At 38.5% G+C, this 24,683-nt stretch carries 15 protein-coding genes and 1 pseudogene; 8 read left to right on the top strand and 8 right to left on the bottom strand.

All coding sequences use genetic code 11. The features are described 5' to 3' along the window. Positions 1-64: 64 nt before the first annotated feature. Positions 65-1,276 carry an RsmB/NOP family class I SAM-dependent RNA methyltransferase gene (locus tag E2I05_RS09045; protein ID WP_121855035.1) on the bottom strand — a complete coding sequence of 404 codons (1,212 nt, stop codon included), beginning with the start codon at positions 1,274-1,276 and terminating at the stop codon, positions 65-67. A 423-nt stretch (positions 1,277-1,699) separates the two neighbouring features. Between E2I05_RS09045 and E2I05_RS09040 the strand changes: the two genes are divergently transcribed. Beyond that, complete coding sequence (locus E2I05_RS09040) at positions 1,700-2,116, top strand: hypothetical protein (RefSeq protein WP_121855039.1); 417 nt, start codon at positions 1,700-1,702, stop codon at positions 2,114-2,116. Here the strand turns inward: E2I05_RS09040 and E2I05_RS09035 are convergent, their stop codons facing one another. Then, positions 2,117-3,559, bottom strand: a complete 1,443-nt coding sequence (locus E2I05_RS09035; RefSeq protein WP_121855034.1) for an aminotransferase-like domain-containing protein — start codon at positions 3,557-3,559, stop codon at positions 2,117-2,119. 445 nt (positions 3,560-4,004) lie between these two features. Between E2I05_RS09035 and E2I05_RS09030 the strand changes: the two genes are divergently transcribed. Then, complete coding sequence (locus E2I05_RS09030; protein ID WP_121855033.1) at positions 4,005-4,520, top strand: GNAT family N-acetyltransferase; 516 nt, start codon at positions 4,005-4,007, stop codon at positions 4,518-4,520. Between the two features lie 352 nt (positions 4,521-4,872). Here the strand turns inward: E2I05_RS09030 and E2I05_RS09025 are convergent. Both E2I05_RS09025 and E2I05_RS09020 read right to left on the bottom strand, forming a co-directional pair. Next, positions 4,873-6,011 (bottom strand): annotated as a pseudogene (locus E2I05_RS09025) (IS630 family transposase). A gap of 408 nt (positions 6,012-6,419) precedes the next feature. After that, positions 6,420-7,331: a class I SAM-dependent methyltransferase gene (locus E2I05_RS09020; RefSeq protein WP_121852873.1), complete on the bottom strand. Its 912-nt coding sequence runs from the start codon at positions 7,329-7,331 to the stop codon at positions 6,420-6,422. Between the two features lie 295 nt (positions 7,332-7,626). Here E2I05_RS09020 and E2I05_RS22210 point away from each other — a divergent pair, with 295 nt between their 5' ends. The 5 genes from E2I05_RS22210 (at position 7,627) to E2I05_RS09000 (ending at position 9,467) form a co-directional block, all read left to right on the top strand. Further along, complete coding sequence (locus E2I05_RS22210; RefSeq protein WP_179952739.1) at positions 7,627-7,872, top strand: hypothetical protein; 246 nt, start codon at positions 7,627-7,629, stop codon at positions 7,870-7,872. A 33-nt stretch (positions 7,873-7,905) separates the two neighbouring features. Beyond that, positions 7,906-8,118 (top strand): transposase, encoded by a 213-nt coding sequence (locus tag E2I05_RS09010; RefSeq protein WP_243641052.1) that lies wholly within the window; start codon positions 7,906-7,908, stop codon positions 8,116-8,118. Between the two features lie 431 nt (positions 8,119-8,549). Next, positions 8,550-8,687, top strand: a complete 138-nt coding sequence (locus E2I05_RS22000; RefSeq protein ID WP_165905455.1) for a hypothetical protein — start codon at positions 8,550-8,552, stop codon at positions 8,685-8,687. Further along, positions 8,684-8,875: a hypothetical protein gene (locus tag E2I05_RS09005; RefSeq protein ID WP_121852872.1), complete on the top strand. Its 192-nt coding sequence runs from the start codon at positions 8,684-8,686 to the stop codon at positions 8,873-8,875. Before E2I05_RS22000 ends, E2I05_RS09005 begins: the two co-directional genes overlap by 4 nt. Positions 8,876-9,173: 298 nt before the next feature. Then, a complete protein-coding gene (locus E2I05_RS09000; RefSeq protein WP_145964469.1) occupies positions 9,174-9,467 on the top strand; it encodes a hypothetical protein in 294 nt (97 codons plus the stop codon). A 38-nt stretch (positions 9,468-9,505) separates the two neighbouring features. Here E2I05_RS09000 and E2I05_RS08995 read toward each other — a convergent pair whose 3' ends face one another. From E2I05_RS08995 to E2I05_RS08980, 4 genes are all read right to left on the bottom strand, one after another. Next, positions 9,506-10,738, bottom strand: a complete 1,233-nt coding sequence (locus E2I05_RS08995) for an SGNH/GDSL hydrolase family protein (protein ID WP_121852870.1) — start codon at positions 10,736-10,738, stop codon at positions 9,506-9,508. A 54-nt stretch (positions 10,739-10,792) separates the two neighbouring features. Then, complete coding sequence (locus E2I05_RS08990) at positions 10,793-16,432, bottom strand: calcium-binding protein (protein WP_121852869.1); 5,640 nt, start codon at positions 16,430-16,432, stop codon at positions 10,793-10,795. Between the two features lie 179 nt (positions 16,433-16,611). Next, positions 16,612-21,450, bottom strand: a complete 4,839-nt coding sequence (locus E2I05_RS08985; protein ID WP_133309580.1) for a calcium-binding protein — start codon at positions 21,448-21,450, stop codon at positions 16,612-16,614. Between the two features lie 143 nt (positions 21,451-21,593). Continuing rightward, positions 21,594-22,325 (bottom strand): DNA/RNA non-specific endonuclease, encoded by a 732-nt coding sequence (locus E2I05_RS08980; RefSeq protein WP_121852867.1) that lies wholly within the window; start codon positions 22,323-22,325, stop codon positions 21,594-21,596. A 201-nt stretch (positions 22,326-22,526) separates the two neighbouring features. Here E2I05_RS08980 and E2I05_RS08975 point away from each other — a divergent pair, with 201 nt between their 5' ends. Then, positions 22,527-24,683, top strand: a complete 2,157-nt coding sequence (locus E2I05_RS08975; protein ID WP_121852866.1) for a type I secretion system permease/ATPase — start codon at positions 22,527-22,529, stop codon at positions 24,681-24,683.

The following is a 24,683-nucleotide window of genomic DNA, read 5'->3' as shown; positions in this document are numbered from 1 at the left end:
AATATCTCCATAGCATGAGAATTGATGATAACTTGAATTTTTTAGTGAAATTTATCAATTTTCATTAACTAACCCGCTCTAATTTGGCTAAGTAAAAGCCATCGAATCCAGTTTTAGCTGGTGAGATGTTTTCATCTTCAATAAGTCTAAAATCTGAATTATTTTCTAAGAATAAATCAACTTGTTCACGATTCTCCTGTGGCATGATTGAGCAAGTCGCATAAATCAAAATTCCACCAGGCTTAACCATACGGCTGTAACTCTGTAAAATTTCTTTTTGCAAGTTGATTAATACAGGTAGACGCTCTGAAGTATCACGCCATTTAGCATCTGGGTTGCGCTTCAATACACCAAGTCCAGAACAAGGCACATCCAATAACACTCTATCAGCAGAAAGCTTCAAACGCTTGATGGTTTTGCTGCTAGCAATGATACGTGTTTCAACATTATGAGCGCCATTTCGTCGAGCCCGTTGCTTTAATGCGTCTAACTTCCATTGTTCAACATCCATAGCGAGTAACCGCCCTTTACCTTGCATTTGAGCCGCAATATGAAGCGTTTTGCCACCAGCACCCGCACAGGCATCAATAACTCTCATGCCGGGCTGTGCATCAACTGCAGCAGCCACTAGCTGTGAACCTGCATCTTGTTGCTCAAACAAGCCCTTTTTGAAAGTTTCGCTACGAAATAGTGCAGAGTTAGAAGTCACTTCCAAAGCGCTATCAACACCATCAACTTGTTTTGTTGTGATATGTTCAGCGAGTAAAGCCGTAGCTAGTTCTTCTCGATTACCTTTTAATTCATTGACTCTTAAGTAACGCTTAGGCATGAATGTGAGCGCTTTTCGCTCAGCGGCCCAGCTATCACCCAAACTTTTTTGTCCAAGTTCATCCAGCCATTCAGGACAGCCGTCCCAAAGTGCTTCGTTTTGTTTAGCTTCTTCCAACCGGATAGCATATTCCTTCTGATCAATAGGTAATGAATATTCTAATTTCGGTAACTCTAAGTCGTGGAACTGGTGCCACACATTAAGCAGTCTTGAGCCTAAGCGTTCTATCTCCTCTGGTTCAACAGAAGCTAAATAGCAATATAAATTTAGACGTCTTAGTATATCTCCAGTAACGATTGTGATGCGTGCTAACTCTTCACTTTCAAGACGCTGCCCAGAAAAAAACTCTGAATAAGCTCTGTCAAGAGGTTTACCCCGTGACAGTACTAAGTCGAGAACATTAATAACTAATTGAGTTGAACTTGCCGAAAGTGAAAATTTTAACATTGAGACATACTCTGACGGAAAACTAGCGGATCTTATTGAGTACCAAGCCAACAAGCAAGTTAGATTTATTCATATTCAAATAAAAATATGAAAAACTACAAATTAATTGAAATAATGTTATAAAATCGCTACACGATAAAACTTTATTTAGGCCTTTTTTACAGCAAGCTAACTACAGCTCAAAATTCAACCAACCGTTTAAAGCCTGCAACATTAGTTGCTTACATAACTTATATAATGTCATCAACAAAGTTTCCCACAGGTTTTGTGGATAACTTTTTCTTTTTTGTATAATTTAATTACCTGTTCATTTTCTACACCATAATTTACTGATTATTCGAACTTTTGACTGGTCAATGTTGCTATAGCACATTCCGTGTTATATAAAGTATGAATACAATTGAAAATGCTTCGGTATCATTAATGAAATGGATAGTAATCATACTTACGTTGATTGTAAGTGGTTGTGGGCCCCAGCAAGTCGAAAAAGGTTCACCGGAAGATATTTCCATAAAGTTCTTTAGTTCTATTTACATTGAACGTGATATTAAAAAATCAACTCAGTTTGTTACTTCTGATATAAAACAATTACTCAATCATTATCATATAGCTTCTGCTGTACAAAGAAATGTGATCGGTTTATCCATGACTGACGTAGAATTTGAAATCGAAGATATCGACATCGATTTTTTTAGGCGGCTCACCAAAGATGTCACTGTCAGAGTAAAGTTCAGAGGGTTAAAAGGAGGTTCCCCTTGGGTAGATGATCGTACCCTTCGGCTCAAACGTAGAGACGACAGTTGGGTGATTGTTGAACTTTTACCTGAAAGAATCAGATGATTACTTGACAAAGTCCTTCGTGAGCTTGGTTAGTTTAATTAATGCTGACTCCATTGAATCATCCCATGGCAAAGCAAACGTTACTCTAAAAAAGTCCTCAAAATTATTAGAAAATGAAAATACAGTCCCCGGAGCTATCGAAAGCTGTGCGTTAATAGCCATTTCCCACAATCCATGACTGGAAACACCTTTCGGTAACTGAAACCACAAACACGGCCCGCCATTTGGTTGACTGATATATGTCCCTAACTCAAGAAGCTCACTAAAAATAGTATTCGCCTTGATGTAATTAATTCTTAATTGATGGCGTAGGTTTCTTAACAACTTACTATACTGTCCGCTTTCCAAGCATTCAGTAATGATGTGTTGCATATGGAGATTAACAGGCTCTAGAGTTGTTTGTCTTGTAAGTAAGCATTCTTGAAAACAATTCAGACAAACCATATAACCCAATTTTAAGGTTGGGGACAAAGTATCAAAAAAGTCTCCAATGCTAATGAGTCTCAGATTATCAATCGAATGATTAATGGCTAAATTAACCAAGCTTGAAGGTTTGTCGCAAGAAAAGTACAGTTCACTTCTATCGTATTCAATAATAGTAACCTGATTCCGTGAAGCCCAATGCAATAGATCAAGTTTATCTCCTTTGGACAAAAGCCTACCTGTGGGATCATTAAAACTAGGATTAACAACTAAGCAATCAAATTTATGTGTTGAATAAGCAAGCTCTAACAGCATCAGTTCATCTTGATAATTATGCTGTTGAGGAATTTCAATCACATCAAAATTAAGCTGTGATATTACAGCTTGAAAATAAAAGCTTGTTGGTGATTCAACCGCTACAGCCTTACCTGACTTATTCATAGCAAGTAATGCTGTTAACAAACCTTCATTTCGACCGTGAGTGGCTATGATTTGGTCTTGAGTAAGCAACAAAGATTGCGATAACCAATATCGGCTTAACGCTTGTCGATATTCAGGTAAACCTGCTATTGGCTCTTCTAGATTTTTTTGGAAGACCCTATTATTTGAAGTTTTTTTTGATAATCGATTTAGAACCTTTTCATTATCAAGCACACTACTTGGCGCTGTAGATGATAAAGGAAACACATTTGGATCATTTAAAGAATACTGAACAGACTCAGCAAGACTTCGTCCATTGCTTATACTAGTGATATCATGGCCATATTGTGGCTTGCTATTTTCATTTCGAGTTTGATGAATAAAATAGCCGCGCTTACTTTCTGAAAATATCCACCCTAACCTCTCGAGTTCCGCATAAGCTTGTGAAATTGTAGATATGCTTACGCTTCTATCTTTTGATGCTTTTCGTACTGAAGGTAATTTCCCAGTTAATAGTCCAGATTCAATAGCAACGACTATTTCATCAACGAGTTTTTGATATTTAAATTTAGCATTTATCTGTACTGGTTTATTTGTCACAAAACTGTATCTGTTATGATTTTTTTATTTCTGTAGCATACAGCTTGAAGTCAATAAAAACGAGAACAATACCAATTACAGTAATTAAATGCTCAACTCAGAGCTATGTATGTGCTCAAAGTGCAAATGAAGTTGATGAAGGCATAGTTGTTACCGACATACAAAGCTGTCGTTATTACATTGCTACGTCAAGACTGTTTTGAGAAGTATTCTTTATAAACCAAAGTGAGCACATACAAGCTCCCGAAGGGCAAGACTAAAGAGTTACATTACTGCGCTACAAGCACTTGAATTATCCCAACAAAAGCACTAAGTGCGTTGAATGCCAGCTTTGTATGGCAGCCGTAGGGAATATAGTATTTCGAGCTTGTGCCTTGCACTGAAATCCTTTAGCTCTTGCTGAGTGAGAGGTTAAAGACTGTAATTGGTATAAACAAGGAAAAAAATGACGAAGATTATAACAGAAACAGAACGTCTTATTATTCGAGAGTTCACACTTGAAGATGCTGAAGATGTTTTTATGTTTAATAGCAATAATGAAGTGAATCGATTTACCGGTGATGATTGTCTTAAATCAATTGAAGATGCCAAAAAAATCATCCGTGAAATTTGGCTGTATGAATATCAAAAATATGGCTATGCAAGGTGGGCAACTGAGTTAAAAGAAACTGGCAAAGTAATTGGTTTTACTGGTTTTAAGTTTGAAACTCGCTCTACTGTGCAAGCAACCGATATTGGATATCGCTTTTTACCTGAGTATTGGGGACAGGGCCTAGCCACTGAGTCTGGGTTAGCCTGTATCGAATATGCAAAAAAACATATGAGTTTAGAACAAATTCTGGGTGATGTAGTCGTTGATAATACAGGCTCTAGTAATGTGTTAAAAAAGCTAGGCTTTAGCTATCACAGCCAATATCAAGAACTTGACTTCATTTTAAATCGCTATGAATTGATTTTGTAGTTATCAATTTCTATTTGCACAAAATATAAACCCCGCACGATTACAGCGGGGTTTATTTGCATCTAAAGAAGTAATTTTGCTAGCGTCTAGTAGTCCATTCATATGAATTCTACAGTTAAAGCTGTTCTGGTAAACCATAGTCATAGGAGAGCTAAGAATCATATATCGATATTTATTGTTTTAAACTCTTACTTAACTTTTGTTCACAATCAATTGACAAATAAGTGATATCTGAACAAAACACCTCCTCCCACCCCTTGGCAAGTCAGTAGGATTCTAGCTTTTCATGCTTTGATTAACGAATGTGTAACTGGATTTCGTTAATCAGTGAACTTCTGTTAAAAGGCTCACTTTACTCTGGGAGTACGGGGTAAAGTTTCTTTAATTTTATACGTGCCTCCTCAGTCGTGAACTGCCAGTTCATCTTAGCCTTGGACTCATTACGCTCGGTAACCCAGGCTTCGACTTCAGTATTTAGTGTTTCCTGATCGGGTATTCTTCGGTTTAAGCATTACCTGCTCAAGATACTTAATTCAATTTCAGCCATATCCAACCAACTTCCGTGCTTTGGCGTGTAATGAAATTCTATTTTATTGATCAACCTACGAGCTTCTTCTGGTTCGAAGGCCTTATAAAATGAAGCCGGTGTATGAGTATTCAAGTTATCCTCAACTAATACAATTGTCTCAGCGTCCTTATAACGCCCGTCTACTAAGGCTTTTACTTGATGAGCCCAATCAATGGCCGTTCTGTGTTCAGTGACTTCAACATGTCGCCAGCCCGCTAAAGGCTCAAATATCATGAACAGGTTGCTGACACCGTTACGCTCATACTCTGTATCGTATCGCTCTGGATAACCTGAAACTAAGGGTAACGGATTGCGAACTTCTTTAACTTGTTGTTTGCTGGTTTCATCAAGGCATACTAAAGGACGCTTAGGATTGTAAGGAAGTTTATAGAGTTCTAATATATCTTCCATAGCACTCACGAAAGCAGCGTTTTCCTCTTTAGGTATACACCACTCTTCTTTAAGCCATGGTTTAAGTTCGTTTTTTTTAAAGCATCATAATGAACAGAAGTTCTTGATATGTTATCGATATATTTGAGTTCAATCATCTTGTCTCTAAGAAGATTTAATGTCCAACGGCAACGTCCTTCAGGAGGCGTAGAGCAGGCCAGTGCAATTAGGTGGGCTTCGGCTTCGCCATCCATTATGCGTCTGCGGCCTTGATGGCTGTGTTTGCTATTCACAGCGACTTCTAATCCTTCTTCGACAAAACGCTTTCTAAGGCTCGTTACTGCAAGTGGTGAGATGTTTAGTGCTTTAGCAATCTGTTGATTGGTCAGTGGCGAATTATTCTCATCAATAGCAAGTAAAATTTGGGCGTGTCGTTTCTTATGTTGAGCAACACGTGGTTTCTTCTGCTTTATCAAAGCCTCAAGCATTGAACGTTCTTCATTACTCAAACGAACGTGGTATTTAACCCTCATAACAACTCCAGTGTTTCTTGTGTTCAGGAGTTGTTAGGATATAACCATTCGGTCATTATTTGTTCTTGAATGGACTACTAGTCAAAAAGTACATCATCTTCAACTTCGATTGGTAGAGAGTCAATCACATCATCTTTAACTTGGTAATATGCGCTTTCGTATTCATTAAAGTCCATCATCAACTCCACTATTTATTACAAGAATTCGTGTAGGTGTACAAAGGCATGTCTATTTTTCGTGTTAACAAATGACATTTAGCCATACTTGAACAATCTACTGTGCAAATGAATTATACCAAACTCACACACAAAACTTACGAAAAACTTACAGAACTGATTGTTCTAAAAAGCGAGCTAATCGCAGTTAAAACCAAAAGCCTCACAAAACATGAAAGTGAAACAGAAAGACTTACAACTTTTCAAGTCGGTAATTCAACACCTTCAATGACTTGTCAGTGTCAATGTCTGCAAAGATACATGGGTTTTTCAACCGCTGGATAAAACTAAGCTCAGGAACACAATCAGAAACTTGGTCTTTTAAAAATGACTCAGGTAACTCAGGAGCGTTTAAACACAACAGAAGTTCACATTCATCAGCCATTAATTGAGGCAATCTTCTTAACAGTTTGACGTAATCTTTAGTCGCAACAAAAGAGCCTTTTTGATTACTAGGAGGATCGGCAATGATCATATCGTAAGGACCATTCTTTTTAAGCTTTCCCCACGATTTAAAAATGTCGTGACCCAAGAAACTCACATTACTAACTAAATTATTTAGGTGATGATTTCGTTTGCCAATTGCAAGTGCAGCTTTTGCCATATCAATATTAACGACAGAGCTCGCACCACCTTGCATTCCCGCAACAGAGAAGGCACACGTATAGGAGAATAAATTAAGAATCTTTTTCCCTTCAGCATGCTCTCTAACCCATTGCCGCCCATTCGCCATATCAAGAAACAATCCATGATTTTGACCTCGAAGCAAATGAATATGAAACTGCGCGCCATTTTCTGTAACGATATGTGATTCTGGTATTTCACCAGTAATTAATTGAGTTTGAGTGCCCAGCCCTGAACGAAACTGAAAAACCAAATTCAGCGGTTCTGTACTTACTTGCTTCCAACGCTGCTTAATTGCGGAAATTGCTGTTTGTAATTCTTCTTCACCCAAAACTTTAAAGCTTGTTAATAACAAGACTGGTGCAAACCAATCCAAACAAAGGTGCTCACAATCTGGAAAAAGACCGCCGCGACCATGAAATAAGCGACAAGCGCCCTTTGGTAGCCGCAAATTTGTAACTGTCTCTAAAAATGCTTGCATTTAAAAACTCTTATACTCAACGTGAAGGAATATTATAACTCAAGTTTCGGAGTTCAAATTCAATAATAAGGTGAGCGTATTTTGCTGATATATAAAGAAAATATGGAGGTTAATGTGTTATAATCTTGTTACTTAGACAAAAACTAAAACACACCAACTCTCAGACAAATATTGACATAAAATCACTTTCTCTACCATCCCTTACTTCTAATTTTTTACAGCGTTCAGGCATTCAAATTGATAATTCGTTCAGCACATCATGGAAACAGCTTGGCTTTGTTTCAATGCTAGCATCTTGCGGCTTAGTAAACGCTCGGGTATTGAAGCAACCGAAGTCGTTTATTTGCTAATGTTTTGGGTTTGGTTGAAGGTTGATACCATATCTATGTTTGCCAAAGAGTCGCTACTCAGCTTTTCTTCTGCTAAGGGACGTGGCGGAAGAATGTATACCAATTTTATCGTCACTCCTGCGAATGCAGGAGTCCAGAGTCTTTGGTTAATTTGGGCACAAGTCGCTGGATACCTGCGTTCGCAGGTATGACAAATTAAGCGTTGAAATTTAAATTGGTATTATTTGAACTGCGACATCCCTAAGAAAGATGTGCTTTATGATTTACTCAACCGAGAAGACTTGAATTGGAGAAAACTGCAACTTTACACCGCTAAAAAACTCATAAAACAGGAAGGCAAGAGTAAAGTCAGAGCTTTTGTTGTCGATGATTCAGTAAAACAACGTCGTGGTAAGAAAATGCCCGGAGTATCCAGCCACTTCGACCATTTAACCTAAATAAATCGGTTGTGACCGTTCATATACGCAGAAAAATTACTGTTAGTAAGGCATGAATAGCAGCAAGTAGTGGTTCTACTTGCATAATTTATAACGCAGCTAGCGGTGGTTTTGACAAGTATATGAATGTTCAGCACTCACCTGATGGGTGAATTAGGGTTGTTTATTTTGTATTTAACTTCAATAGATTAAAGCTAAATTGTGCGTTCAACCGATTTATTTAGGTTTAACAGGGCGTTGTGTTATGGGACAGCAAGTACTGAGTTTTGGCTACGCTTCTGATAGTCAATTTGTCCCACTGGATAATGAACTCTTCATCAGTCAAACCAAAGCACAACCTTCTAACCCGTAAATTTAAAGATGAACGCTCAACAGTCGCTAAACGTTACAAGCAATCTGTGGCTTAAACTAAGCCTGCTATGGTTGCAGGTATGGTTAAACGTGCTCTGGGAGTAGGTATTGAAGTTGATTATTTTCTTGCAGACTCTTGGTTTGCCACCAAGCCTATTATCAGCATGACGCTTGAGCATGATTTGACAGCTATTTTCCGAATGAAAAAAACAAAATGAAGTACCGCTTGGCGGATAAATCAGAGTGCAGTGCCGCCGAACTATTCAAAACTCAAGTAAAAGGGCGATGGCAAAAACTAGCAGGGTTGCCTTATCAAACAAAGTCCATTGTCGTTGAGTTGAATCTAGCGGAAACGGCAAAGATTGAGCCGAATTGGATTAACCTAAAAACATCAGTTGAACGCTGAGTATACGAGTAACTGTTTGAGCAATACGATGATTTTATCATCATGGCTTTCACCCAATGAGTGAAGTGCTCTACGCTCACAAGCTTGCTAAAATGACTGCTATCTGCGTTGTAACTTTTGCAAGTAGAATAACTACTTGCTGTAAGCTACGCCTTACTATCAGCCATTTTTTCTACGCTTGAGAACGCAGTCAACTGATGTTTCTAGGTTCAAGGAAGCCAAACAACATCTTGGCTTTTTGAGTGAGCAAAGTCGTCATTACAGTGCTTATATTGCTTCAATTCATCTAAAAGGGTTGATGTTTTGCTTGCTTCTGCATGCGAAGCAAAATGATGAAAACAGCAAAGTCTGTGACTCAAGAAACCTGTTTTGCGACAGTCTACAAAATTTAGATTTTGCTTGTAAATTATGGGGCTTATTTAAGGCTTTGATCAGCGATGCAGTTTCTAGTATTTCTTCGTTATCAACAACAGAAAGCGAAATCATACTGAATAAAATCAACGAAGAAGTGACCTCGTTTTTTAATCAAGTCTTGCAAATGGATACTTTTACATTACGCCAAGAGGCTATTTCTACTGGAAAGTACCCATGATTTTAGCTAAAAATGAACTCCGAAACTTGAGTTAAAATTTAAATATTACACTGATAGCCTTTTTCTTTTAAAATTTCACAGGCTTTATCAGCAATAATACGATGTGTTGCTGTAGTCGGATGCACACCATCCCAAAATGCATATTCATCTTGGCTTTCACAAATTCCACCATTAGGTTCAGCCATTTCATTGATGGCATTGAAACTAGGATTATTTTCTACAATTTCAATGTCATCTAAACCCGGTGCAGGGATTGTTGAACAAGGTCTATCTAGTACAAATAATCCATGCGAGCTAGAGTTGTCTAAGATATCCCTGAAAATTTTGTTTGCATCAATATTGATGAGGTTTACACCTTGTTGTTTATAAAATATTTGAAACAAACTACCAAATGCCTTCTGAATTACATTGTGTGTTTCAATCAATTTTGATGTTTCTTCAGCATGGTTTTGAGCGCCCCCAGTTAAAAAACGAGGGGTTTGTGAGATATCAGGCATATTTAACCAAGCGATGTTTTTCGCACCTTTCTCTACTGCATCTTGAATAACTTCGAGCTGAGCCGCTACAACACGAGCTGGATCTTGAAAACGATTCAAGTAGTCATTACCACCAAAAAAGACCACAACAAGGTCGTTCTTCCCATAGTTACCATATTTATAGTTGTAACCTTTAGCCATCAATTTTAAACAAGGTGGGATCAAGCTACCGTTAACCATATTTTGTGCAACTGTTGCAATATCACCAGTTAAGTCTCTAATACTTAATGATTTATCACCAACACACAAAGACCAGCCGCCAGCATGAGAAATATTCCGATAGCGGTTTTTATCGCTAACTGAGATACCCATTTTTCCAGCAAGGTACTCAGGCCACATTGGGCCGTTACTCCAACGACCATTATCATAATGTTCTGCAGGTGCTACTGGTACGGCTCCTGAAGCACTTAATAATTTGATAACACCTTTGAGAGCTGTTCTTTCAGTTGTTTTACATGGAACCCATGACCAACTGCAACTCCATTCATAACCAGGAATGGTTTCAGACAACCAAGAACGAACCCAAGGTTGCATATGTTGAAGCCCTGCTTCACCTGTCTGACCATTTAATGTTTTTAACAGATACCAAGTTGAGTTATCACCACCATCATCAGAAAGACTATCACCAAGCACGATTAACTTGTCAATTTTCTGAGCAGCAATTGACTCTTGAGGCATTATCAAACCGACTGCTGCCATTGCACCAACTAAAAGCGCTGTTTTAAACTTTTTCATAATTAACCCTTTTTATTGTGGGCAAATCGCTTTGCCCACTTATCGTTATTATTTTTATCCGAGTGTTGTAGTTGTTAAATTGATCAACTCATCTCTATATTCACTAATATCTGCTGAACCAATATCAGAAACACCATGTTCAGCTAAGAACTGAGATGTGGCTTGAACAAGGCGAGATACATCATCTGAAGATAAGGTTTGATTGCTTTCAGTGAGCGAAATCGATTCGATTTCACCCTCTCCAAAGTAGTCAAGCAATGTGATTGAATGGTCTGTTTTTGCCGAGTCAAACTGCCCAATGCCATCTAGATCAAAAATCTTTAAATCATTTCCTTCTCTAAAAAAGCTGACATGATCAAGGTTCTCTACATTAAGGCTGTCAGTACCATTTATATCCTGCACTTGCAGGTTACCACCTGTGAAGGTGTAACTTTGATCTCCTTGCGTTTCTGCTGGATTATTTATACCAAATGTTCGAGCTCCTTGATCCCAACTTAAGCGCTCTATTGCTGGTAAGCTTTGCTCTACAATGAAGCTGTGTAAATCTGCTCCACTGAGTTCGCCATCTGAAAAAGAAACAGTGCCAAGAGTGCTCAAGTTAGCTTTAACCAAAAGGTTAAATACATTCGACTCATTTTGATAGTGGACTAACTCTTCAACTGATCTAATTAACGTTATACCGACAAGTACGTTGCCTGAGTGTCTATCCACAAAATACATTTGGTTGTTATGGCCTGTCGGGCTTGTGCTGTCCGTAAATTGAATTTCTATATCTTGTTTACGAATACCTTCAAAGGTGAGGTTTGATTTGCCTTCATTATCTTCAATATGGCTGTATTTACTGTTTTCAAAAATGGTATAAGTATCGTCACCTGCACCACCTTTTAGAACATCTGAACCACCATCTGCAAAGAGATAGTCATTCCCTTCACCGCCTTTAATTACATCGTTACCTAGACCACCATATAGAACATCTGACTCTGTTCCACCGAAAATATTATCGTCACCTTCTCCACCAAGTATTAGATCAGTGCCACTTTCGCCATAGAGATTATCTCGCCCTGCTCCACCAAGTATCGAATCGTTATCTGCTCCAGCGTATACAGTGTCATCTCCTGCGCCTGCTAATAATTGATCATCTCCTGCTTTACCTTCCAAATAGTCACTACCAGAACCTGACTTAATGACATTATCGCCTTGAGTTCCTCTTATATCCGCATGTCTATTGGTTTGAGATGCATCAACTGACTCAAATGAGTCTAATGAAGCTATCGCAGATTCTTTAGGTAAAGCCTTTGAACTTATACTGTAAAGCTTTGACGACTTATCCTCACCATTAATCAACAAGCGAACGCCGCTACCCTCCCAATTGTTTAGTAGTGTCACATAATCTCGGTAACCGGAATTTAATTGAGTGCCTAAAATGAATTTTGAAAGCGTTGAGCTTTCATTAATTTGTCGGTTTATAAATGTTGGCCAAGCCCAAGCTGCTAAGTTGCCTTTTAAAGTAAAATCTTCTGAGTAAGTAGAACCATCATCATTCGTTAGCTCTATGGTTACAACATCGCCTTTTTTCAGTTTTCCTATTGTATAGCCGTCAATTGAATATCGTTCGGCAAAGCTTGCGGAATTACGTGCGGTTCCTTCTTCTAAATCAATAAAGTGGGCGTGTTTCTTGGTATCAACAATTAGAGTATCTTGACCTCCACCGCCACTTAACACATCATTACCTGAACTAAGGTAAACTGAATCAGCCCCTTCTCCAGCTAAGATTCGATCATTCCCATCAGCACCATTTAAAACATTTGACTGACTATTACCGACGATATAGTCATCTTTTTCACCACCGATAACATTATCGATATTTAATAACTTATCATTATCAGTAAATTGGCTGCGGGTTGCCACAGGATCTACTGCTTGCCCAGTTCTTGACGTTTGCAATGTTGAACTTGACTGGGTACTGCCATATACGCCTTCTTCACCTAAGATAATTCTATGTGCTAGCTTGGCGTCTTCTTTATCAATGCTATAACTTACAGTGTCACCACCGCCATCACCAATTATAGTATCGCTTCCTAAACCACCCGAAAAGTAGCTGGCTTTTTGTTCTGTAATTGGTGTGGTTTCGTTTGCATATCCTGCAGTTAAAGTATCATCACCACTTCCACCTAATAAAAAGTCACTGCCGCCATGTCCAAAAATTCTGTCATTACCAGCTCCACCACCTAAAGTATTATCGGCACTATCACCTACAATCCTATCGTTAAACCTTGTACCAAATACATTTTCAATATTCTCAAACCTGTCAAGTAAACCTTCACCAAAGTGATGAGCATTGTCGTAAGTTTCCCCGTCTTCAAGAGAGACTCTAACGCCAGAAGCATTAAGGGTAGTATTATTTTCAAGTGAATAATTTAAAGTATCACTACCTAAACCACCATCAATGGTATCCAAACCTATGCCACCTGAAATAACATCGTTACCATCTCCTGCATTGATAGTGTCATTTCCTTCACTACCAGCAATTACGTTGGCTAACCGATTTCCTGTGAGGGTATCATTGCCGCTGTCAGACATGATATTTTCCACTCCAGTAATATAACTGGAACTCGTAGAATCTGAATCAGGATCCGAAAGTGTAACTGTAACGTCAGAACCGCTATTAATTCTTAAGGTATCCTCTCCAGCACCTCCATCAACAGAAAGTCGTTGGGTTATATCGCCTTTAGCATCTTGGATAACAATTGTGTCATTCCCACCTGCAGCATTGACAGTAGAGTCCAACTTAATCCTAATTGCTTCATCTTTATTCGAACCTTGAACTACTGTATTTGCATTCAGCGCATGGTTTTCGCGATAAGTGCCATCGGTATCAGCGATAATAGTTTCAACGTCTTGAATAGTTGTACCTACGTATCCATTATGAATGATGAAAGCAAGAAGTTGTGTGGGGTTGATATTGATAGAACCATAATCTGGGTTTTGTATGTTATAGGTACGTCCTCCCCTAGAGACACGTATTTTTGCTCTACCATCAAACCCATCATCAAACAATGTATCTGAGTAATGAGCAAGAATTGGCTGAACGGTTTTACCTGTGTTAAACCAAGTTAATTCATCACCTTGTTTTACTGCAACAAAGATATCCGCACCATCTGTTACAAAAAATTGTTTTGTGTTTCTCTGGTTTCTTAAATTTGAATTTTTGATATCCGTTTGATATTTAAGCCCAACAATATTACCGCGACTATCAATTTGATGTGTATATAAAACTTGTAGCTTTTCGGTTTGAGCCACATCGTATATCGCATTCCCTGAGCCAATTTCTGTCCAATGTTGAGAGTCCAATCCTAGTAAACGATCTGCGTTTTGCACAATAGGACCGCGAACTTTGTTATCGCCAGTACCATTGAAACTATAGCTATCTAATAGTCCATGTTTTTGTAAGGCTTTAAAGTCAGGAGTAAAGCGGTAATAAGCCTTTTCATCTTGTAGATTGATTTCACTGCCCATTAATGTGAAAATTTCTGAAAAACCACTGCTATGGCGTGAAGTTCCGCTACTTGACTGTTGAGTAACTTTAATTCTATCTGCGTGACTGTATCTCAGTACAGGGAAGAGTGTTGATGAGAGGTTCTCTAAAACAAATGTATCATCGCCTTCTCCACCATCAATAATGCGGTCAGTTCCTGGTGTGCCCCTTAACGTATCGTTTCCTGGACCGCCGAACAATGAGTCTGCGCCCGAACCTCCTGATAGATCATCATCGCCTTCTCCGCCGAAGATGCTATCTTGTCCTGAACCTCCCCGAAGAATATCGTCACCTTTATGTCCACGAATGGTGTCAGCTCCTTGGCCTCCATCAATAAAATCATCCTTATTGCCACCATCAAGCTCTCGTCCACTTGAAGATGCATCAACGATAGCCTTTCGAGCATTATTATCTTCGTTCAACCTTTGCGCTTCGTCAGTGAGATATCGAGTAATCGTTCTGTCAATTTCTGAACCGTCAGCGTCCCCTTCAGTTGTTCCTGTATTTTCCGCATCTACGATGTATTCAAAAACATCATAACCTTGCTCTTTAAAATCTGATGCTAAAGAATCTATTTGTTGAGTAAATGCTTCACTAGCAATTAATGCATCAAGAGCCTGCTCTGATTTTTCTTCATCGGAACGAGTATCAACAAGATCCGCTAATGCGCCAAATAAAGTGCTTAAACCGGCAATACCAAGATTAATAATATCCAAAACGGCACTCACTACTGTGCCTATTGGCGGTAAGAAGTCAGCAACTAAACTTACTACATCAAGCACAAGTCCAATTGAGTCTAATGTTGCCTGAATACCGTACATTGCTGCACGACCATGATTGCCGCTACGTCTAGCGGCATCAGCATCAAGTGATGCCATTGTAATCGCTGTTACACCTGTTCCGATTGCTAACGCACTACCCACAGCGATACCAAACCCTGATGCAGCTTTTGTAAGCCTAGATGTTGAGGTTAATCCTCCTGCCGTTTTCGTTGCCGTTGTGCTAAGAAAACTAGCAACCTTAGTTACTGTACCTGTTCCACCTCGTTTCGCTATTTGAGTTGCAATGGTATCTGTTATGCTATAAATACCTCTTAAAAAGCTTGTACCTCCAGCAACAGATCCTAAAATTGCTTGTGCTCGTTCATGGCCTTGCGCCTCTGTTGCAAGTAAGCCGCTTGTGGCTGCACCATATATTCCACTTACAGCACTAACAGCCCCTGTTCCGATACCAGTAAGTGCGGAAACTGGAGTAGCTACGAATTCAAGCTCTGTTGATGCCCCTACAATTCGTGAGTCTCCTGAGCGTTCATAAAGCCACTCAGGAGGAGTATCTCCTAGAATTTTTTTACCTATTTTTTGTAGAACATCTGAACCAACAATTTCACTATCATAAACGGTATCTGATACTTTCGACCCTATTGTATTAAGAATTCCGTCTTTTACACCATGACGTTTGAAGTTGGCCATGATTGTTCGATAAGCCGCACCTCTATAATTTAAATCAACACTAGAATCTCTAGCTAAAAGCGTTAAATGCCTAAGCGTTCCTGTGTCACTCACTATTTTTTCAAAAGCAATATCTTTAAATGTATCTGCAACATCAGGATCTTTTAGAATATTTAGATACTTATTATATTGGTGGCTTACTAACCCTCTTTTGGCATTTCCAATTTCTGAATAGGTGCCAGATGCAATACTTCCCAATGATGATAATTGAGTTTGAGCAAAATCAAGTGCCGTTGTATTAAATTCTGAAGTGTCAATATTTGAAACATCTACGTTATCTTCAAAATTAACAACATCATCAAAGTCTTTTAATAAACTATCACTTTCTTGTTGAGCAGACGTCGATGGATCTGCTAGAAATGAATCAAGAATACTTTTTATACTTGGATCTTCAATAAGTTCATTTATTACTGCCGATCCGTTTTCAACTCCTACTTCTGTAGCCGCATCAGTCAGCAATGACACCAAATCATTTGAAGTAATATTTACTTCAGTTTTATTTGTTCGTGCTTCTACTAATTTTTGAGATAAAAACTTTTGATATTTTGCAACAAAGGTTGCAATCATATCATTTGTTGTAGTTTCACTGATCTCTGAATTCAGAACATCAACTAATTGTTCACCCTGAAGATTATTTGTTTGACTCGTCATTTTACTACTCACTTACTTAATGTTGAGCGAAGCCATCATTTAAATATGAATTATGAAAGTAATTATTGGCTTGCTAACTTTTAACTAATACTTGTTTACTTTAATTATTTAAATTAAACCCCAAATTTAATTTTCTCCTCCTTCATATTGAGCTCTAATTAAATTAGAGCTCAATATTTTCAACTAAACATTGATGAACTTCTTATTTGTGAATCAACATTAGAAAATAAACCTTGCAATGAATCTGACGCCCCTGTTAAGCCTTTACTAAAGAAGTCTGTGACCCAAGGATTATTTGCATCTAAAACACTTCCATTAAGACTGTCGTAGATATCTGTTAATCCAGAAGATAATTCAGAAAAGTTAGGAAGTTCTGCACGAATTGATGAATAGAGTTTGTCTTCTTGCTTATCCCAATAGTTTGTTAATTCACTAAAGTTTATTTCAGTATTACCAAATACCAGTTTGTCTGATGAATCAAAACCAGAAATATTTATACTGCCATAGCTTTGATAATTATTTACTACCGTTAACTGACCGTCTTTATAAAATAAATTATCTAAATCTAAAACAAAGTCCAAACCTAAATTTTTAATTTCAAGAGTATCAATACCTTTACTATCTTCGATAGTGAATTCACCACTATCAGCATAAAATGCATAAGTATCTGCACCTTCACCACCTTTAGCTATTTGATGACCAAATCCAGAAGCAAAGTAGTCATTACCTTCGCCGCCTTCTAACGTCAGAGTATTGTCTGTGTTTATCCAGTTGCTTAAAGCATCAACATAAAAACTGGTATTCGCTTCAAGGAGAGTATTCATGCCTTTGTAAAGAAGATATAAATCATCAGTAAGATCAGAAGATTGCATTAAATCTAGCGTACCCCAGCCAAAGCTTAAGAAAGCATCATCACCACTTCCTCCATCGTTCTCACCTGAAGTACCGAAGTTGAAGAAGATATCATTTCCAGAGCCTCCACCTAAATAAGTGTCTACTCCCAAATTAATAAGAAAATCATCTCCACTGCCTGCTGATAAATCATTATTTCTGCCTATACCAATGGTGATATCGTTACCTGAACCCATACTAGTTTCATTGTATTCACCTGCAACAACACCAAAGTCGTTGCCAGAGCCACCAATGATTTCATTGCTTTGGCCTACACCGTAAAGGGCATCATCACCTTTTCCACCTGTCAGGTAATTTTCACCGCCAAGACCAATAACGACATCATTCCCGGAATAACGATTATCCGCATCTCCTTTCAACGTATTCTCATCACCAACACCAAGCAGCACGTCATTGCCATCGCCACCGTAGATAGTATTGTTTTGTCCAATAGCTGAAAGAGTATCGTGGCCTGAATTTCCGTAAACATTATTGGTTTCACCAATAGTGATAACCAAATCATCTGCATTCGCACCTCTGACATCATTCGTACGACCAATGGCAATCAGAGTATTGGCTTTGCCATTACCGGCTTCAATGTTGTTTTGATTACCAATTGCAACAGATAAGTCATCACCATCTGTACTGGAAATCTGGTTTTGATCTCCGATAGCAATTGAGATATCTCGCCCAGTACCTGCTTCAATCGTATTTTCTTGTCCCATGCTGATGAGCACGTCATTATGCTTACCGCCAAAGAGAGTATTCTCTTTACCACCTGCGATTGCCAAGTCATTGCCATCATTACCGTACCACTGGTTAGTTTCACCAGCGAGTAAAGCAATGTCATTACCGTCACCGGACTGTAACCAGTTACTGCGACCTGCAACAATGGCGGCATCACCACCACTTCCCATTAATACTTTATTTGTTTCACCTGCAACAAGTGCCATGTCACCATTATCTTTCAGCAAATCAAATTGACTATCGAGATCTGGGAGATACTTAGCCCAATCAACGCCTTGAATTTCAGGTAATGTGATGGTTGGTAATTCAAATGTCTTTTCTTTAGACGTTAGATTTTCTTTACCAATTACATCATGAAGATCAAATTCAGGTGTTGCTAACGTAGGTAATGTAAACTCTTGCGCTTCATGACCGTAAAAGTCACGACCACTAATTTTCTTGGCTAATAGAGAACTAAAACCTTCAAAACTGAATGAATTTAATCTGATATTTGGCGCTGTTAATGCCCCAATAGTAATCGTGGGTAAGCGGAATTCATTAGTTGCACGCTCACCTGAGGACTCTGGAGTCGTATCACGGTCTTGATCAATAGATTCTACTAGTGGCTTAAAGAATTCGAACTCTTTGCTTTGCTCACCAACAATGTAATTAATACCTATTTTATTGCTCTCAGTACTTTCACGATTTGGACTGTCTGTTAAATCAAACTCACCTGATGCAAAAATACCTAAATCATTACTTTCAGCAGTATTGGCCGCTTCTCTAACTTTACTATCAAGCTCTTCACCCAAGTATTGTGTACCGCCCGTTAAGCCATTGAGTAATTCACTTGCAGCGGCACCTGTACCATCTATCCCAAAGTTAAGATCATAACTGCCCGCAATGTTCCAATCACGAAGATCGATGTTCATATCTGCTAAACGTGGAATGGTAATTGAAGGTAATGTGATATTTGGAATTTGTAGCTCAGGAGTAGAGAGAGTTGGAAGTGAAATACTTGGAACACCATAACTTGGTAAGCTTCCGTATTTGAAGTCAGCTTCAGGTGATTTCAGTTCTGGAAGATCTGGGATCTCAAAATCAAATTGCGGAATGGTTAATGTTGGAATAGACCAGTCAGGGGTATCAGCTTGCGAAAACTCAATATCTGGGAAAATTGCAGCTAATTCTCCGCTCATTCGTACTTCAGCAGAAGCCGTTAGGTTTGCCTCCAAATTACGAGCAGAGTTACTATCAACATACTCCCCTAAGTTCTTATTTTTTGAGTAATCGAAAGAGTACTCTCCACCACCGGGTAAATCTTCTAAGTTGAAAGTTACTTCATTATCAGTAGCAACCCAATTATTTTTGCCACCAACAATGAGTAAATCTGAACCACTACCAGCGGTAACATAGTTACTTTCACCAGCAATTAAAAGCTTATCATCGCCGCCACCAGCAAAGACAACATTCGTTTTACCACCAACAATCGCTGTATCATCACCACCTTCAAGTAGTACAATATTGTTTTTACCACCAAATATGCCAGTATCATTTCCCCAGCCTGTAGCAACAACATTAGTTTCACCCGCTACGAGTAAGGTATCATCATCACCACCAGAGAATACAACATTATATTGTCCGCCAGCGACTACAGTATCTTTGCCTGACGAAGTCACTGAAATATTGTACTGCCCAAGGGCAATTGCGAAATCATCATCAGAGCCAGATAGTTGGAAGTTATACTGACCTGCTGCAAATAAACTGTTGTTTCCGTCACCAGCAAGTTGGATGTTACCTTTACCCGCTGCTAACATGGTGTCGTCGCCTGAGCCAGCCCATTGGATATTAACCAAACCTGCTGCTGCCAGAGCATTATCACCATCACCTGCAACCTGAAGATTACCAACACCGCCTGCGAGTAATAGATCGTCACCTGATGCTGTTATTTGGACATTTGAATTACCTAGTGCTGCAATAACATTGTCACCACCACCAGCATGTGCAATGTTACTCATTCCATACATGCCAATGAAGTCATCTCCTCCAGCCGAGAAAGCAACATTTAACTCGCCTACAGAGATTAGATTATTATTTCCATCCCCTAGAATACTGGTATTATATCGACCACCAACGGCAACATGATCATCACCTTTACCACCCCAAATGCCATTGGCATATCCAAGCGCATATATCTCGTTTCTTCCATCACCTGCGACGATGGCATTTCCGCCTCCACCAGCAACAATATGATCATCACCTTTACCCGACTGGATAAAATTACTGCCACCAAGAGCTTTAATATTATTATTACCATTGCCTGCAACAATTACATTGGCCAGACCGCCTGCCTTTATTTCGTCATTGCCGTTTCCTGCAGTAATTAAATTGCCTCCTCCCAAAGCTGTAATGTCATTATGCCCGTTTCCAGTCATTACAATATTGACACCTCCAGCAGCTAAAATGTCATTATCGCCATTTCCTGACATTACAACATTTGCACCACCGCCAGCATTGACGTCATTAGAGCCATGACCGAGCAATAGAATATTTGCGCCACCTAGTGCTGTGACATCGTTGTTACCATTGCCTGAAAGTACAATATTAGCTAAGCCGCCCGCTACAATATCACTGTTGCCATGCGCTGTTTGTATGAGATTTCCACCACCCAATACATCAATATCATTGTTACCACCACCAGCACTGATGATATTTGCACCACCTATCGCTTCAATTCGGTCATTACCTTTACTAAATGCCCAACCAGTTTCAATGATGTTTGCGCCTGCGGCTGCATATATTTTATTATTTCCATTCCAATCGTAAATCTTTGCACCACCTGCGACCGAGCTAATTCTGTCATCGCCAATACCACCGTACACTTTTACGTAGAGGCCATAAGCACGTAAAATATCGTTACCGCTTCCTCCTGAGACAGTTGCGTAAGCACCATACGCTTTAACCGTATCATTACCATTTCCGCCACTCAACGTAGCATGGATACCTCGACCAATAACCGTATCGTTGTGATCCCCGCCGTCAGCTTTTGCCTTTATGCCTGTCACTTCGATATAGTCATTTTCGGTGCCACCATAGGCTTCTGCGTTTGCACCGTTGCTCACTATACGGTCATTGCCTGATTCACCATACAAACGAGCATTTCCAGCCCATGCCTCTAATGTATCGCTTCCTGAGCCACCCCATATATTGGCCCATGCTCCATAAGCAGTTAAATGATCATTACCACCGTTTCCCCACATCTGAGCACGTAGATGAATAAGCGTTTTGTGTTCACTACTACCATCGCCTTCCCAATTCCCCGTAACTGCAGATTTAACCCAACTCCATAAACCCATAATAAATACCTGTTTAACTTTTCTACCAATATGTTCATTGTTCAAAATTCCATCTTTGATCTAGAACAATATTGTCTAAATAACAATCCAAATATATTTTAACTAGTTATCTAATAAATACATTTTTCAAACTTCGTTATTTAGACAACAACTAAACAATTATAAAGTTATAAATATTAAAAACTTAATTACCACGTTTCCCATAATTGTGATTCCACGTCTTCCTCAACCCCATCATTTAATTCAGAGAAGAAATCAAACCCAGTTAATTCCTCCACTTTATTGACAGTTGTAATATATTTTGACATCTCACTTGATTTAACTTTTTGATGAGGAATTAGATAAGCTATTGAATCATTATAATAAGGATCTAAAATCACTTTAAAAAATGCATTTGGTATATATACACCATTACCAATATATTCTTCATTACCATCCCAAACTGGACCAGAAATTACATATAATTCATTATAAGTATTTGCCCAATTCCGAATTTTATCTTCTAATCCTTTCCAGCCACCTCGATTAAAACCAGGTAATTGAGGAGCCATATTCGACATTAGAAAACTCTGTTGCATTGAGTCTTTACTGAAGTCAACAGTGCCTGATGGAGCCAAATGCCCTCGGTCATAACCTGTTCGAGAATAGTCAGTTGAAGTTGATTGAAATTGAGATGGGAGTTCTTTATCAGTTTTGAAACTATTTGAGCGTTTATAAAATGCGTTAACACTATCTTTTGTTATGTAATACGAAACCCAATTAGCTACTTTCTTTTGATAATTATAGCCTACTGCGTAACCGTCTCTACATAATAATTGATCACTATCGTTTGGTGTTCCCATATCTAAATGATTATGGCAAGCAGCATTAATAAATGATGAAAAGCTTAAACATACTGATGCAAATAATATTTTTTTCATGACAATCTCACTTTTGATTAAGTAATTTAAATTGTAAAAATAATATATTTAAATAATCAATTATTCGTTGATCAAAGTCACAAGTTAAAGTTATTTGTTAATTTATTGTTTAAATTTAATTAATTAGAATTTATATTTAACACATTAACATTCACCTTTACTTAATTATTTAACACTTTTGTTTTATATAAGAAGTTTAATATGAAAGAAAAAAACTCATCTGATGAGAATAATAATAATGAGCAAGAACAAGTTCCTACAGGTTTAATTTGCCTTACTATGTTATTGCAATATTTAAAAAAACCAGCAGATCCTGAAACCATAAAACATGAATATTGTCCTGGTGGAGAAGATCTCACACCAATAACAATGGTTAGAACAGCAAAAAAACTTGGAGTTAAAGCCAGATATGGAAAAATTAAACAGAATAGATTAGAAAAAGCTGCATTTCCGCTCATTGCTCATTCAAAAGATAAAACATTTTTTATTATTGCTGCAGTTAAAGATGGCAAAGCCTTAATACAGGTTCCAGGAGAAAAACCTGAACAACTGCCACTTGAATCTTTATGGGCCCGATGGGATGGTCAAGCAGTCTTTATGACAAGTAGAGCAATGTTGGCAGGCAAAGACAGAAAGTTCGATATTAGTTGGTTCATTCCTGTCGTTGTAAAATATAGAAAACTATTTAAAGAAGTATTACTTGTTTCTTTTTTTATTCAATTATTTGCTTTAGTTACTCCTTTCTTTTTTCAAGTCGTTATGGATAAGGTTTTGGTTAATAGAGGATTAACAACACTTGATGTATTAGTTGTTGGACTATTAGTCATAACAATTTTTGATATAACTCTAAACGGGCTAAGAACTTATGTTTTTTCTCATACGACAAGTAGAGTTGATGTTGAATTAGGTTCTCGGCTATTCGATCACATGATGAGGCTGCCAATTGCTTATTTTAGCTCTCAACCAGTAGGTCAAATTGTAGCTAGGGTAAGAGAACTAGAAAGTATACGATCATTTTTAACAGGAAATGCATTAACTGTTGTTTTAGATTTATTTTTCACATTTGTCTTTTTCATTGTGATGTATTTTTATGCGCCAACCCTAACTTACATTGTATTAGGTTCGATTCCTGTTTATTTCATTATTTCATTTTTAATTACCCCAGAATTAAGAGCTCGAACAGAAGAAAAATTTCAAAGAGGAGCCGTTAATCAAGCGTTTCTAACCGAATCCATAACCGGAATGGAAACGCTTAAATCAATGGCAGTAGAACCCCAAATGCGCCAACGATGGGAAGAACAGCTGGCAGGTTATGTCAAAGCTTCTTTTCGGTCGGTGGTGTTAGGTATTTTTGGAGGGCAATCTGTTCAACTTGTGAGCAGAATTGTATCAGCTATTCTACTTTGGAAAGGTGCTCAATTGGTGATCAATGGAGATCTTACCGTTGGTCAGCTAATTGCTTTTAATATGCTTTCAGGACAAGTAGCAGCGCCTATTTTACGTCTTGCTCAACTATGGCAGGACTTTCAGCAATTTCGAATTTCTCTCGACAGGTTAGGTGATGTACTGAACGTCCCCCAAGAACCACAGCAAAGCTTAAATCGTCCAACACTTCCACCGATTAGAGGAAAAATTCAATTTGATGACGTACATTTTCGTTACTCACCGACTGCTCAAAAGGTGCTACAAGGGGTTAACTTAGAAATAGGTGCTGGACAAATCATTGGGGTAGTTGGTCGTTCCGGTTCAGGTAAATCCACTCTTACCAAACTAATACAGCGTCTTTATATTCCAGAGCAAGGAAGAGTTATGATCGATGGCAATGATCTAGCACTTTTAGATCCAGCATGGCTTAGACGTCAAGTAGGAGTTGTACTTCAAGAAAACATTCTATTTAACCGCTCGATAAAAGATAACATCGCACTGACGGATCCAACACTATCAATGGAGCGCATAATTGCAGTAGCACAAATGGCAGGTGCTCACGAGTTTATTTTAAAACTACCTCAAGGTTACGATACCTTATTAGGTGAACGAGGCGCAGGCCTATCAGGAGGGCAACGCCAACGTATAGCTATCGCCAGAGCTCTTGTAACGAATCCGAGAGTCTTGATTTTTGATGAAGCAACATCAGCATTGGATTATGAATCTGAGCGAGCAATTCAAGATAACATGCAGAGTATTTGCCGTGGAAGAACAGTGATTATTATTGCTCATCGTCTTTCAACTGTTCGGCACTGTGACCGAATTCTCACTGTCGAAGAAGGAGTCATCATAGAAGATGGATCTCATGATGAATTGCTTGAGAGCAAAGGGCGCTATGCGATGTTATGGTCGGCACAAATAGGAGAAGCATAG

Source organism: Parashewanella spongiae, assembly GCF_004358345.1.
GTDB classification, from domain to species: Bacteria; Pseudomonadota; Gammaproteobacteria; order Enterobacterales; family Shewanellaceae; genus Parashewanella; species Parashewanella spongiae.
The sequence above is the reverse complement of the archived record's forward strand: the minus strand, read 5'-3'. Positions and strand labels throughout refer to the sequence as shown.

What these genes read in the sequence shown, in the direction of transcription:
- E2I05_RS09045 (WP_121855035.1), bottom strand. Translation starts at nt 1,276, where the DNA reads ATGTTAAAATTTTCACTTTCGGCAAGTTCAACTCAATTAGTTATTAAT.
- E2I05_RS09040 (WP_121855039.1), top strand. Translation starts at nt 1,700, where the DNA reads ATGAAATGGATAGTAATCATACTTACGTTGATTGTAAGTGGTTGTGGG.
- E2I05_RS09030 (WP_121855033.1), top strand. Translation starts at nt 4,005, where the DNA reads ATGACGAAGATTATAACAGAAACAGAACGTCTTATTATTCGAGAGTTC.
- E2I05_RS09020 (WP_121852873.1), bottom strand. Translation starts at nt 7,331, where the DNA reads ATGCAAGCATTTTTAGAGACAGTTACAAATTTGCGGCTACCAAAGGGC.
- E2I05_RS22000 (WP_165905455.1), top strand. Translation starts at nt 8,550, where the DNA reads ATGGTTAAACGTGCTCTGGGAGTAGGTATTGAAGTTGATTATTTTCTT.
- E2I05_RS09005 (WP_121852872.1), top strand. Translation starts at nt 8,684, where the DNA reads ATGAAGTACCGCTTGGCGGATAAATCAGAGTGCAGTGCCGCCGAACTA.
- E2I05_RS09000 (WP_145964469.1), top strand. Translation starts at nt 9,174, where the DNA reads ATGTTTTGCTTGCTTCTGCATGCGAAGCAAAATGATGAAAACAGCAAA.
- E2I05_RS08995 (WP_121852870.1), bottom strand. Translation starts at nt 10,738, where the DNA reads ATGAAAAAGTTTAAAACAGCGCTTTTAGTTGGTGCAATGGCAGCAGTC.
- E2I05_RS08990 (WP_121852869.1), bottom strand. Translation starts at nt 16,432, where the DNA reads ATGACGAGTCAAACAAATAATCTTCAGGGTGAACAATTAGTTGATGTT.
- E2I05_RS08980 (WP_121852867.1), bottom strand. Translation starts at nt 22,325, where the DNA reads ATGAAAAAAATATTATTTGCATCAGTATGTTTAAGCTTTTCATCATTT.
- E2I05_RS08975 (WP_121852866.1), top strand. Translation starts at nt 22,527, where the DNA reads ATGAAAGAAAAAAACTCATCTGATGAGAATAATAATAATGAGCAAGAA.